Source organism: Psychrobacillus sp. FSL H8-0483, assembly GCF_038637725.1.
Classification (GTDB): Bacteria; Bacillota; Bacilli; order Bacillales_A; family Planococcaceae; genus Psychrobacillus.
Map to the genome: position 1 here is coordinate 3053960 of NZ_CP152052.1, position 13706 is coordinate 3067665.

Consider the following 13706-nt stretch of genomic DNA (forward strand, 5'->3'; position numbering starts at 1 on the left):
CACCACCCATTAGATATTTTGAGTAGTTAGTAGTTCTTCACCTTGTGCTTGTCTTTGTTTCGCAGCAGCATTCACTTGTTCATCCGCGTGATAACTACTTCTTACTAGAGGACCAGCTTCACAATGCGAGAATCCTTTACTCATTGCAATCTTACGTAACTCACCAAACTCAGCAGGTGAGTAATATTTTAGAACAGGTAAATGCTTTTTAGTTGGTTGTAAATACTGACCAATTGTCATGATGTCCACGTTATTTGCACGTAAATCATCCATAACTTCTAGAATTTCTTCATGCGTTTCCCCTAAACCTAACATTAGTGATGATTTAGTTGGAATACTTGGTTGCATTTCTTTTGCGCGACGAAGTAATTCAAGCGAACGGTCATATTTTGCTCTTGCACGAACTCTCGGAGTTAAACGACGAACGGTTTCAATATTGTGATTTAGAATATCCGGTTTGGCATCCATAATATTTTGGATGTTTTGCTCGATTCCACCCATATCCGAAGGTAAAACTTCAATTGTTGTGAATGGATTTTTACGACGGATTGCACGAATTGTTTCTGCAAATACTTCCGAGCCACCATCTTTTAAATCATCACGAGCTACCGCCGTAACAACTACATGTTTTAAATTCATAATAACTACTGAATCTGCAACACGTTCTGGTTCTGCTAAATCTAGCTCAGTTGGAAGCCCAGTTTTCACTGCACAAAAACGACATGCACGTGTACAAACTGCTCCTAAGATCATAAATGTTGCTGTTCTTCGCGAACCCCAACATTCATGGATATTTGGACATCTCGCTTCTTCACATACTGTATGTAAATTATTTTCACGCATTAATTTTTTTAGACCCTTGTATTCTTCATTTGTATTTAATTTTATTTTTAACCAATCAGGCTTACGCTCATGCTCAGTTTTTGTTGGTTTGCACGATGTCACTACTCTCGACCCCATTCCAAATAAACTAACTTTACTGTTGTCAATGTAACATATTATGAGAATTCAAACAACCTTCTGAAACTATATTTACCTAGTATAAACAAGTAATCAGCGGTTTCTAAGTAACATGTATTAATTGGCTTTTTTACCTCTAATACTCCAAGCAGTAAATAATAGTACAATCATGACTATAACTGATATAAAACCAATCATTACAGACCCTGTCAATCCTAAAACTAAATAGCCAACGCCAGCAATTACGGCGCAAATAATGGCGTATGGTAATTGTGTTATAACGTGGTCAATGACATTTACCCCTGCTCCAGTTGCTGACATAATCGTAGTATCTGAAATAGGAGAGCAATGGTCTCCAAAAACTGCTCCAGCCAATACAGCTGCAAGAACTGGCAATAATAATTCGGGTTCTATGGCCATTATAATACTTGCTCCAATTGGTAATAAAATCCCGAAAGACCCCCATGACGAACCTGTTGCAAATGCCATAAACGCTGTTAAGACAAATAATAGGAAAGGAATGACCCCAACTGGGATATTGTTTTCCGTTACCAACGTAGCTAAAAACGCACCTGTTTCTAATTCATTGATTAAAAATGACAATGCCCACGCAAATACGAGTATAAAGATTGCTGGTAGCATAGAGTTAACACCTGTGACTAGAGCTTTCCATACATTGCTAATGTTAGCACCCGGATTTGTTTTAAATTGACGTAAATACAATAATACAGCTAAAGTACTTGCTGTTAATCCTCCGATAAGTAGAGAAAATGGAACATTCATATTTTCAAAAATCACCAGTAGATTAAATTCTCTTCCAGACAGGTTGTAGCCTGTCCAAAACATGGCTAATAGTGTTACAACAACTAATGAAATGATAGGCAGTACTAGGTCAATTACTTTACCATATTTATTTTCCGGGAAATCCCCTTGAAGATCCCCTGGATTTGTTTTCTCCAAGTCGAATAGTTGACCTGTTTCTATCGCTCTTTTTTCATGTTTTTTCATCTCTAATATATCAAAGTCTGTCCATGCAATAAAAAATACCATGGATAGAGTTGCAATTACATAAAAATTCATTGGCGCCATTAACATAAATGCCTGTAAGGGTGTATACTCAGTTATTGCGTGTGTCGTAAAAATAACCCCTAGCTGTGAAATTAAAAAAGCGCCCCAGCTGGAAACTGGTGATACCACGCAAACTGGTGCAGAAGTAGAATCGATAAAATAAGCCAGCTTTGCACGTGATACTTTATGTGAATCAGTAATAGGTCTTGCAATTTGTCCAACTGCTAGTGCATTAAAATAATCATCTACAAATATGATGATTCCTAAAAATACAGTAAGTAGCTTTGAACCACGTCTTGTCTGAATTCTTTTTACCGCCCACGCAGCAAATGCCTCACTCCCACCAGACAAACTAACAAATGCTGTCACAACGCCTAATAACAATATAAAGAGTAATATATAAATATTATGCGTATTTAACCCTTCATCCCAAAAAGAAGTTTTAAAAGATTCCCATAAGAGTATGAACGAATCTACAGGAGCAAAACTCTCTACAAGAAACGCAGCGGAAACAATCCCAACTCCTAATGATAATAAAACCCTTTTTGTGACTAAAACCATAATAATTGCTAATAATGGTGGTACTAAAGAAAAAATTGTATTCTCCAAAACCTGCTCCTCCTCAAAATAAAAAAAGCCACCCTAATTATTATAGGTTGGCTTCTACTATTGAATTTAAGTATTAAAACTTTTATCCATATTTTTGTAGCTCCCCATTTATATGAATCATATAAATGACAGTGTTATTTTTATTCAAAATAACCCCAACTAAATATCGTTTGACCAACCATATCTAATTTCGGCAAAACTTCCTTTCGTATACGATCCTCGGTGTCACCCTACCGTATAGTACTTTTAAGCTCTGCAGCCTCTACCTATTTTATTCATTTACATTATAGTATCAGTAATTTCTATGCATCTTAATATTTTTTATTTTTCTGGCAACGGTAAGGGTACTTCTACAGATGGAGAATTCCCTTCACCTTTCGTATAAATATACGGTACTTGCCCTTGCACTAATCCCATTGCAACCGGAATATTTTGCTCTACGACACTCATTTTGCTTGCCAATGGAACGATAATTTGGACATTTACTTTTATATGGATACTGACCTCTACATACGCATTATTAATACCAAATTCCTGAATGGTTGGCACTACATTTGATTGGACATTTCCGATTACATGAAACCTTATCGGAATTTTAGGACCTAAGTTACCAATGAGTGGAATATTCGTCGCCTGCCCCATCGGCACGAAAAATACAACTCCCCCTTGATCCTCCATCGTTTGCTTGTCATATTCGATGTCATCTAAATAAGGCAAACTCGATAAATTTCCTTGCTCGGCTTGCTCTAAATGCGATTGTACTAAACTATTTGTATCGGATAGAACACGATTAATGATCTCTGTATTAAATTTCGTTGTGACCATATTTGCACTATCGGATGGCACTTCTTCAATAATATCGTTTACGTCTAATACGTTAGCCGTTCTCGAATTAATGGCTTTACTAATAACCATGGACGCTATTTTATTCGTTTGGACTTCCGCATAGCGAAGATATGTTGGAGTTAGTTGTACATTCACATAATAAAAAACTCCCGCAACCGATAGGATGAAGCATGCAAGAAAAATCGCTAATTTTCGCTGAGTTGTTAATATGGAGAAACGCTTCTTTTTTCGATAGAACAACAAAAAATCCCCCTAGTTACAATATGTAAACGGAGAGATTTTCATGACAAATATATACGTTCTTCTATTTTTCCATACCATTTTACAACATCACGAATCATCTCTGGCATAAAATATTGCTTATTCGCAAACTTTAACGTAGGAAAGAAATAGCCAAATGTAAACATATCCAGCGTAGCTAGCGTATATATGTTATCGAGATTCAACAATTCATCCTTAATAAAAAGGTCACCGAATTCATTTTCTACAAGTTGTTCATACAGCATGGAACCTAAATATTTCCCACGGAAACCAAGCCCTTTCACTTCTAGACTCGGCCATTTATCATTTTTAGAGGTCTCTATTATTTCTAGTAACTCTGATCCGGTCAATGTAATCACACACGGATTAATAGGATGTGGTAGACAACCATGTAAATCACTAGCCGAAATAGGACCTTTAGGTAAATCCGTTAAAAAGATACCTGCGGGAAACATAGCACAGTCAGCATTAGTAAAAGCAATTAACGCCTTTCCAAAAAAACTAGATAAGTCAGAACCACTAAACCATTCCTTTGCTAATAGAGAGCGATTTTCGAATACAATAGAGGAAAGATTCTGATTCCCTATTTGCTCCCATTTTTCTAACTGAAGTTCTGCCTCTTTAGGAACCGGTAAATTATCCGTAGGATACAAGGTCGCTTGCCTAGATACAATTTTTTTACTTTCTAGGTCATATTCTATCGTCACATGCCCCACGTACATACCAAATTTGCCCGTAGCAGCTTGTAATGTATTCCCTATTACTTTCCCTTCCTCAAATATATGATGAGTATGAGAACCTAAAATAAGATCTATTTCAGGTATTTCTACGGACATTGTTTCATCCAGAGAAATGCCTAAATGGGACATACAAATTAGAATATCTACGCTAGTTCCGATTTCCTTACAAACTTCCTTCAAGCGATCCATTGGATTTTGGATTGACCAACCTAATTTTTCATAATACTCCCCAAAATCAGCAGTTGCAGCGACAAGACCAATTTTAATTCCTGAGGGGGTGGTATGAATTTTATACGGAAGTACCCAAGAGGGAATATTTCCTTTTAAGTCAGTAAAATTAGACACGATGACTTCAAATTTAGCCTCGGCATATAAAGTGTCCAGCTCCTCATGACTCAGCGTTATACCTTCATTGTTACCAATCGTTATGTAATCGTATTCCGCATCATTTAGTAGTTGGACATTCCCTTTTCCAAGAGTGCCTTCAGTATAAATATTCGATCTATCTATATGGTCCCCGATATCTAGCGTAAGATAGGAATCAGTTGGTCCGTGATTTTTTCGGCGTTCTGAGAGAAACTGATGAATAGTAGGCCAGTTTTCTAAATGACTATGCAAATCATTCGTATGATAAATATGTATTGTCTCTCTCATTCTCCACCCACCTCTTTATTTAAATATATTCACAAAAGCCTACAGTAGACGTTGGGACGTATTACGGAATAAAGTTATAATAATCCATCGATAATAGAGCGAATACCAAGTAATAGCAGTACGATACGAAGTGCCAAAACAAGTGTTTCTGAGTTTAACTTTTTGTTTAATCTTGCTCCAATTTTTGCTCCAATATAAGCAGCTGGAATAACTGGAATTGTGTATAACCAAGGTACATTTCCTAACGAAATATGCGTTATTGAATTGACGATCGACGAAAGGAACACCATGAACATTGACGTCCCAATTGCTACGTGTGGTGGAAATAGGAATAATAAAATCATTGCTGGTACGATAATCGAACCTCCACCAATACCAAATAACCCGGATGCAAAACCAACTGCAAACGTTAATATAAGTGCAAACCAAATAGGATACCCATATACATATGTACTATTCTCATCTTTGAATGTTCTTTTCTTGCCATTCTCGACAAACCAATGGACTGGCTTCAAATAATTACGAACAAGCAATAGCATAGATAAGACCACAAGTAAAATACCAAAGTACAAATTAAAGGAAGGTAAGTCTAATCCTTTATTCACCCAAGCACCCAAAATTGTTCCAGGTATACTTCCAATAAAGAAAATACCTCCACTTTTGAAATCGACTGTTTTCGTTTTCATATAAGAAAGGGTAGATGAGAGTCCAGTAAAGATCATCATCACGACAGATAATCCTACCACACTTTGTGGAGTAATATTAGGAATTAAATCGAGAGTAGTGCCAAAAAATAGTACTACTGGTACTAAGATAACGCCTCCGCCAAGACCCACTAAAGCTCCAATAATACCAGAAAAAAGTCCACTTACTACTAATAAAAACCATTCCATTTTACAATCCTCCTTCGAATAGATCTAATTGTTTTGGTGCTAATCCATTAAACTCAATTCCAAGCATTTGCTGAAATGATTTTGCATTCTTTGCAGCATGCCCACCCGAATTATTATTAAATAATACGATAACTTCCTTTGCTTGCTTCTGTAATTGCTCACAAACGTTTTGGATATATGTTAACTCTTCCTTATTATAGTCATATAAATATCGAACTTCTCTCCATTTTTCGTTATTACCTGGGTTAAGCCAACCGTATGTATTTCTTCCGTGTAATCGAACAAGTACTTTACTTGAGGTAGCGACTGGTACTAATGGAATACTCCCATCTCCAACCTGTGGTTCATCACAAACACTATGGTGAAAAGAATTTTCTTTTAAAAATTGAAGGGTAGATTTTCTATACTCTTGTGCATACCAAGATTGATGGCGGAACTCAATGACCACCTCAAAGTCCTTTAGTTCTTCTCTAACTTTTCGAATATAAGCGACGTTTTCCTTCTCACATTGAAACCATGGAGGAAATTGAACTAATATCATCGAAAGTTTTCCAGCCTTTTGAAAAGGGATAATAGACTGTCGGTATAGCTCGAACATTTCTTCTTGCGAATTAAACGGAAATTCTCCTCGTAAATGACCTGTAATACCCTGATACGCCTTCACAATAAATTGAAAGTTTTCAGGAGTCTCGTTTATCCATTTTAAGCTATTTTTAATAGGTTGAATGGCATAAAAGGCAGCATCTAATTCCACGACAGGGAAATGAGCACAATAATCCTGAAGTTTTTGCTTAGCAGATGATGTATATAAGTCAGGATGATCTCCCCAACCCGTTAAACCAATTTGAATCATGCAATCACCTCGTTAATTATATTATCATATCACTGCGTTAGCTTGTCAGACAAAACAAAAGAATTAAAAAAGCAGCAAGAATGAAATTACATTCACTCTGCTGCTTTTGGACGGTCTATCTGTATTAACCGATAGAGCCTTCCATCTCAAATTTGATTAATCGGTTCATTTCTACCGCATATTCCATTGGAAGTTCTTTTGTGAATGGCTCGATGAAGCCCATTACGATCATTTCAGTTGCTTCTTCTTCACTAAGTCCACGACTCATCAAGTAGAATAATTGTTCCTCAGATACTTTCGAAACTTTCGCTTCGTGCTCTAGAGAAATGTTATCGTTTAAGATTTCGTTGTATGGAATTGTATCAGAAGTAGACTGATTATCCATGATCAATGTATCACATTCAATGTTTGCACGAGCTCCCGTTGCTTTACGTCCAAAATGAACGATACCACGGTATGTTACTTTACCACCTTGTTTAGAAATTGATTTCGAAACAATTGTAGAAGAAGTATTTGGAGCTAAATGCATCATTTTTGCACCAGCATCTTGGTGTTGTCCTTTACCAGCGATCGCGATAGAAAGAGTCATACCACGTGCGCCTTCTCCTTTAAGGATAACAGCTGGGTATTTCATTGTTAATTTAGAACCGATATTACCATCAATCCATTCCATTGTAGCATTTGCATCACAAACAGCACGTTTTGTAACTAAGTTATATACGTTGTTTGCCCAGTTTTGGATGGTAGTGTAACGGCAATAAGCATCTTTTTTGATAATGATTTCAACAACTGCACTATGAAGTGAGTTTGTTGTGTAAACTGGTGCTGTACATCCTTCCACATAATGTACGGATGCGCCTTCGTCTACAATGATTAGCGTACGCTCGAATTGACCCATGTTTTCTGAGTTAATACGGAAGTATGCTTGAAGTGGTGTTTCCACTTTTACGCCTGGTGGTACATAGATAAATGATCCACCCGACCATACTGCCGAGTTAAGTGCAGAGAATTTATTATCTGATGATGGAATAACTGTTCCCCAGTGCTTCTTGAAAATATCTTCATTTTCACGAAGAGCAGAGTCCGTATCTTTAAATACGATTCCCAAATCTTGAAGCTCTTGTTTCATGTTGTGGTAAACAACCTCTGATTCATACTGTGCAGAAACACCTGCAAGGTATTTTTGTTCAGCTTCTGGAATTCCCAGTTTATCAAATGTTGCTTTGATTTCCTCTGGTACTTCATCCCATGATTTTTCTGTTTGTTCTGATGGTTTCACGTAATACGTAATTTCATCAAAATTCAATGACCCTAAATCTCCACCCCATTGTGGCATTGGTTTTGAGTAGAAAATTTCTAAAGCTTTTAAACGATAATCTAACATCCATTGTGGTTCATTTTTCATACGTGAGATTTCTTCAACGATATCTTTCGTTAAACCACGTTTTGAACGGAAAATGGATACGTCTTTATCGTGGAAGCCATATTTATAATCGCCAATTTCAGGCATTTTTTTTGCCATCGTATTTCCTCCGTTCTCATTTTATTTCTTTTCTGAAACGCCTTTTTCCATCGCCTTCCACGCAAGTGTTGCACACTTAATACGTGCAGGGAATTTAGAAACACCGTTTAATGCTTCAATATCCCCAAGATCAATAGAATCATCGTATTCTTTACCAAGCATCATATCTGAAAAGATGGTAGAAAGCTGAAGTGCTTCCTCAATGTTCTTCCCTTTTATCGCTTGCGTCATCATCGATGCAGAAGACATAGAAATGGAACAACCTTCCCCGTCAAACTTAGCGTTTTGGACTACGCCATCTTCCACTTGAAGTGTTAAATGTATGCGGTCCCCACAAGTTGGGTTATTCATATCAATTGTTAAAGCTCCATCCTCTATACTGCCTTTATTACGAGGATTTTTATAGTGATCCATAATTACTTGTCGATATAGTTGATCTAAATTATTAGAAGCCATCTCCGAAATACTCCTTTGCAGTGCGTAAGCCAGCAACTAGTCGGTCAATATCTTCTTCTGAATTGTACAGATAAAAACTTGCTCTTGCAGTTGCGGATACTTCTAACCATTTCATCAATGGTTGAGCACAATGATGTCCTGCACGAACAGCAATACCACTCATATCCAGGACAGTTGCTACATCGTGCGGATGCACTTCATCTAAATTAAATGTTACAATTCCAGCTCTTTGCGACGGATCTTGTGGTCCATAAATCGTTAAGCCTTCAATTGTAGACATTTTTTCCATCGCATAAGCAGCAAGCTCATGCTCATGTTTTTCAATAGCATCAAGACCGATTTCTTCTAGGAAATCAATTGCTGCTCCTAAACCTATTGCACCTGCAATTATAGGTGTACCAGCTTCAAATTTCCAAGGTAGTTCTTTCCATGTAGATTCATATAAACCTACAAAGTCAATCATTTCCCCACCAAATTCGATCGGCTCCATTACTTCCAGTAACTCTTTCTTTCCATAAAGAACGCCGATACCAGTAGGTCCACACATTTTATGTCCTGAAAAAGCAAGGAAATCACAATCAAGTCTTTGAACATCCAGTTTGATGTGCGGCGAAGCTTGTGCACCGTCTACCACCATAACTGCACCATGTTCGTGCGCTATTTGTGTAATTTCTTGAATTGGATTCATCGTACCTAATACATTGGAAACGTAAACAACAGATACTATCTTTGTATTATTCGTAATGGTTGCACGGACTTTTTCCAAAGAAATTGTCCCATCTTCTTCTAAATCAATATATTTAAGGATGGCACCCGTTTCTTTCGCAAGTTGTTGCCAAGGAATGATGTTCGAATGATGCTCCATATACGTAATAACAATTTCATCGCCTTCTGTTACATTTGCAAGGCCATAGCTTTTTGCAACTGTATTGATGGCAGTAGTTGTCCCGCGTGTAAAGATAATTTCCTCTATAGATTTAGCATTTATAAATTTACGAACCTTCTCACGTGCTCCCTCATAGTTTTCAGTCGCACGATTGCCTAATGTGTGAACACCACGGTGAACATTTGAATTATCAAATTCATAGTATTTTTTCATCGCTTCAATTACTTGAATAGGCTTTTGAGAAGTAGCTCCACTATCTAAATAAACAAGTGGATGACCATTAACTTCTTGATTTAATATCGGAAAATAGCTTCGAATCTCTTTAATATTGAGCATTAGCGAACTTTCCTTTCAATAACCTCCGTCAGCTGTTTCTTCACGCCTTCGATCGGTAATTCATTAACTACAGGAGCAAGGAATCCATGAATAACCAGACGCTCTGCTTCGTGTTTTGAAATCCCACGGCTCATTAAATAGTACAACTGAAGTGGATCTACTCGGCCAACAGAAGCTGCATGACCTGCTGTTACATCATCTTCGTCAATTAATAAAATCGGATTTGCATCCCCACGTGCTTTTTCACTTAACATTAGTACACGTGACTCTTGCTCTGCATTTGATTTAGTTGCACCGAATTCGATTTTACCCACACCATTGAAGATAGAAGAAGCTTCATCTTTCATCACACCGTGCTTCAAGATTTGCCCTTCTGTATGTTTACCCCAATGAATAACTTTCGTTGTAAAGTTTTGTTTTTGTTTTCCACGACCTACAACAACCATTTTTACATGACCTTCTGAATTGTCCCCAACTAAATGTGTCACATTTTCAGAAATTGTATCGCTGTCATTCATCATGCCAAGTGCCCATTCAAGCACTGCATCACGGCTAGTTACCCCACGACGATTTACATACGTAGTGAAACCTTCCGCTAGTACATCTACTGTTCCAAATGTAACTTTTGCATTATCTTTTACAATTACTTCGGAAACGATATTTGCTAGGCCGTTTGCTTTTTCTACTGTTGATAAATAGTTTTCCACATACGTAACTGCACTATTATCATCCGCCACAAGTAATGTGTGATTGAATAAAGATGCTGTAGCATTGTCGTGTAAATATATAACTTGAATTGGCTCTTCTACTACTACATTTTTCGGTACATATACAAATACGCCACCGTTAAGAAGTGCAGCATGAAGTGCTGTCAATTTGTGCTCACGGACTTTAACGCCATCTGTCATAAAATATTTTTGAACAAGATCACTATGCTCACGGATAGCCGTATAAATATCTGTTAAAATAACACCTTTTGCTTGTAAATCTTCCGATAAAGAAAGAAATGCCGCTGTGTTGTTATGTTGAATATAAATATTTTTTTGTTCTTCTGCATTTACAAGTGCCTTCACTTCTTCAGGAAGTTCATCTAAAGATGCGAAAACATTGCTTTCTACAGTATGCGTTGGAAATTCAGTAAAATTCCAATTTGTAATTTTTGTTTTATCTGGTGTTGGCATTGGAAGCGTCTCAAATTCACCTAGTGCTTTTAGACGAAGATCCGTCATCCAGCTTGGCTCTTGGTGGCCTTCTGAAAAGGAGCGGATATCCTGCTCGGTTAATGCCAATTTCGTTTCAACCGTCATGCTGATTCGTCCCCTTTCTTATGCTTCTTGTCCAACTGTCTCGTCTTCAATTCCTAACTCTTCTTTAATCCAGTCATATCCTTGCGCTTCTAATTTTTGAGCAAGCTCAGGACCACCAGATTTAACAACGCGACCTTGCATCATTACATGTACATGGTCTGGAGTGATGTAGTTAAGAAGGCGTTGGTAGTGAGTGATTACTAGACTTCCAAATCCTTCTCCACGCATTTCGTTGATACCTTTAGAAACTACTTTAAGTGCATCGATATCTAAACCAGAATCGATTTCATCTAAGATAGCGAACTTTGGTTTTAGCATCATTAATTGAAGAATTTCGTTACGCTTTTTCTCTCCGCCAGAGAAGCCTTCATTTAAATAACGTTGCGCCATGTCAAGATCCATTTCTAAGAACTCCATTTTACTGTCTAACTCACGGATGAACTTCATTAATGAAATTTCATCTCCTTCTTCACGACGGGAGTTGATCGCTGAACGTAAGAAGTCTGCATTTGTTACTCCAGTAATTTCGCTTGGATATTGCATAGCTAAAAATAAACCAGCTTGTGCGCGCTCGTCTACTTCCATAGCTAATACATCTTCCCCATCAAGTTCAACAGAACCAGATGTTACTTCATATTTAGGATGACCCATAATAGCAGATGCTAAAGTAGATTTACCAGTACCATTTGGACCCATAACTGCGTGAATTTCATTTGTATTAATTGTTAGATTTACACCTTTTAGAATCTCTTTACCGTCGATTGAAACGTGTAAATCCTTAATAACTAAAGTCGACATTTAATAACCTCCATTAAGTAACTATGAATGTATAACCATTCTAATTTATTATCATTCTAATCTTAACCCAAACTGTATTCCCTTGCAAATCTTTTGAAAAACTTTACCATTTATAATAAAAAACATTCATAGTTATGATTTCTACTGATTTTTCATCTTACATTACTCAAAGAGTAGTAATATCTTACATTTTCAATAAGAGTAATCTAATTGAGAATCGATTTCACTATGAACACAGTGTTAACAGAAAAAATCCATGAAGAAATTTGTCTTCATGGATCTTCCTTTATTATTTTAGCCTCGGTAAGCTTGCGCATCAATTTTTGCAACCATTTGAATACTCTTCTCGTAATCTTTTTGTCGACGCTTTTCAACTTTTAAGCGTAATGCTTGGCTGTTTCGTAATTCGTCGTACCCAAATCCATGTACTCCTCTGAATGCGTGGTCCATTTGTTCTGTGTAAGGTAACTCCTCTGAATTGATAATGAATCAGTCCTTTCGATTTTTAACACTTACACTATAGTACATACCCATGTCATTCCATTATAAACATTTATTTTTCTTTTGAAAATTTATCAACAATAATCGCAAGTGCACTATAAACTCCTAAATAGGTAAAATTCGTAATTGAAAAATATATCCATATAAAAAAGCAAGCATTTTTCAATGCTTGCTTTCCCTCTATCTATAATATTAGTTAACTGGTACTACAGAACCGTTCCACTCAGTAATAATAAAATCTTGAATTTCTTTCGAGTGTAATGCGTCAACTAAAGCTTTGATTTCTTTTTTGTCTTTATCTTCAGCTCGTACAGCAACAATATTTACATATGGTGATTCTTTATCTTCTAATGCGATTGATTCTTCTAATGGGTTGATTCCAGCGTCAATTGCGAAATTAGAGTTAATAAGAACTGCATCGCCTTCTTCATTTTCATAAAGCTGAACAAGTAATGCTGGTTCATAGTTGGCATCAAATTTTAGATTTTTCTTATTTTCTACAACGTCTTTTACTTCAGCTGCTGTTTTATCTATACCCTCCGCAAGTTTAATTAATCCTTTAGCTTCTAATAAAGATAAAACACGCCCATGGTCAGCAACAGAGTTACTCATAATAATTGTAGCCCCTTCAGGTAACTCTTCTAATGACTTGTATTTTTTCGAGTAAACACCGATTGGCTCAATGTGAATTCCACCTGCATTTACAAAATCATACCCATTGTCTTTAATTTGGCCCTCTAAATAAGGAATATGTTGAAAAAAGTTAGCATCTAGGTCTCCAGATTCCAAATCTTTGTTTGGTAATACATAGTCTTGGTAAGTTTCAATTTTAAGTTCAATGCCTTGCTCTTCTAAAATAGGTTTTACTTGTTCTAATATTTCTGCGTGTGGAACGTTAGAAGCTCCAACTACTAATTCGCCGCTTTCTTCATTTCCACAAGCTGCAAGAGTTAATGCACTTACTGATAATAATGCCCCAGCTAAAAACTTTTTCATTTTCATTCTCTCCTTTATAT

At 36.7% G+C, this 13706-nt stretch carries 12 protein-coding genes and 1 riboswitch; all 12 genes read right to left on the minus strand.

The window, feature by feature from the left end:
* Positions 1-9: 9 nt before the first annotated feature.
* The 12 genes from lipA to MHB48_RS14805 all read right to left on the minus strand — a co-directional run bounded on the left by lipA (position 10) and on the right by MHB48_RS14805 (position 13686).
* Positions 10-945 (minus strand): lipoyl synthase, encoded by a 936-nt coding sequence (gene lipA / locus MHB48_RS14750; protein ID WP_342598727.1) that lies wholly within the window; start codon positions 943-945, stop codon positions 10-12.
* A 132-nt stretch (positions 946-1077) separates the two neighbouring features.
* Entirely contained in the window at positions 1078-2637 is a 1560-nt protein-coding gene (locus MHB48_RS14755) for a Na+/H+ antiporter NhaC family protein (RefSeq protein ID WP_342598728.1), read from the minus strand.
* Positions 2638-2726: 89 nt separating this feature from the next.
* A riboswitch (Lysine riboswitch) is annotated at positions 2727-2910 on the minus strand.
* A gap of 48 nt (positions 2911-2958) precedes the next feature.
* Positions 2959-3693: a sporulation protein YunB gene (gene yunB, locus MHB48_RS14760; RefSeq protein ID WP_342601397.1), complete on the minus strand. Its 735-nt coding sequence runs from the start codon at positions 3691-3693 to the stop codon at positions 2959-2961.
* 71 nt (positions 3694-3764) lie between these two features.
* A complete protein-coding gene (locus MHB48_RS14765; RefSeq protein ID WP_342598729.1) occupies positions 3765-5138 on the minus strand; it encodes a bifunctional UDP-sugar hydrolase/5'-nucleotidase in 1374 nt (457 codons plus the stop codon).
* 74 nt (positions 5139-5212) lie between these two features.
* Positions 5213-6031, minus strand: a complete 819-nt coding sequence (locus tag MHB48_RS14770; RefSeq protein ID WP_342598730.1) for a sulfite exporter TauE/SafE family protein — start codon at positions 6029-6031, stop codon at positions 5213-5215.
* A gap of 1 nt (position 6032) precedes the next feature.
* Entirely contained in the window at positions 6033-6884 is an 852-nt protein-coding gene (locus MHB48_RS14775) for a DUF72 domain-containing protein (protein ID WP_342598731.1), read from the minus strand.
* Between the two features lie 124 nt (positions 6885-7008).
* Positions 7009-8406 (minus strand): Fe-S cluster assembly protein SufB, encoded by a 1398-nt coding sequence (gene sufB / locus MHB48_RS14780; RefSeq protein ID WP_342598732.1) that lies wholly within the window; start codon positions 8404-8406, stop codon positions 7009-7011.
* Between the two features lie 21 nt (positions 8407-8427).
* Entirely contained in the window at positions 8428-8862 is a 435-nt protein-coding gene (sufU, locus tag MHB48_RS14785) for a Fe-S cluster assembly sulfur transfer protein SufU (RefSeq protein ID WP_340922607.1), read from the minus strand.
* A complete protein-coding gene (locus MHB48_RS14790; protein WP_342598733.1) occupies positions 8852-10084 on the minus strand; it encodes a cysteine desulfurase in 1233 nt (410 codons plus the stop codon). Before MHB48_RS14790 ends, sufU begins: the two co-directional genes overlap by 11 nt.
* Complete coding sequence (gene sufD / locus MHB48_RS14795; RefSeq protein ID WP_342598734.1) at positions 10084-11391, minus strand: Fe-S cluster assembly protein SufD; 1308 nt, start codon at positions 11389-11391, stop codon at positions 10084-10086. The genes MHB48_RS14790 and sufD overlap by 1 nt, the downstream gene beginning before the upstream one ends.
* Before the next feature lie 18 nt (positions 11392-11409).
* The gene (gene sufC, locus MHB48_RS14800) at positions 11410-12189 is read right to left on the minus strand and encodes a Fe-S cluster assembly ATPase SufC (RefSeq protein WP_342598735.1); all 780 of its coding nucleotides are present in this window, start codon (positions 12187-12189) and stop codon (positions 11410-11412) included.
* Between the two features lie 693 nt (positions 12190-12882).
* Positions 12883-13686 (minus strand): MetQ/NlpA family ABC transporter substrate-binding protein, encoded by an 804-nt coding sequence (locus tag MHB48_RS14805; RefSeq protein ID WP_342598736.1) that lies wholly within the window; start codon positions 13684-13686, stop codon positions 12883-12885.
* Between the last annotated feature and the right edge of the window lie 20 nt (positions 13687-13706).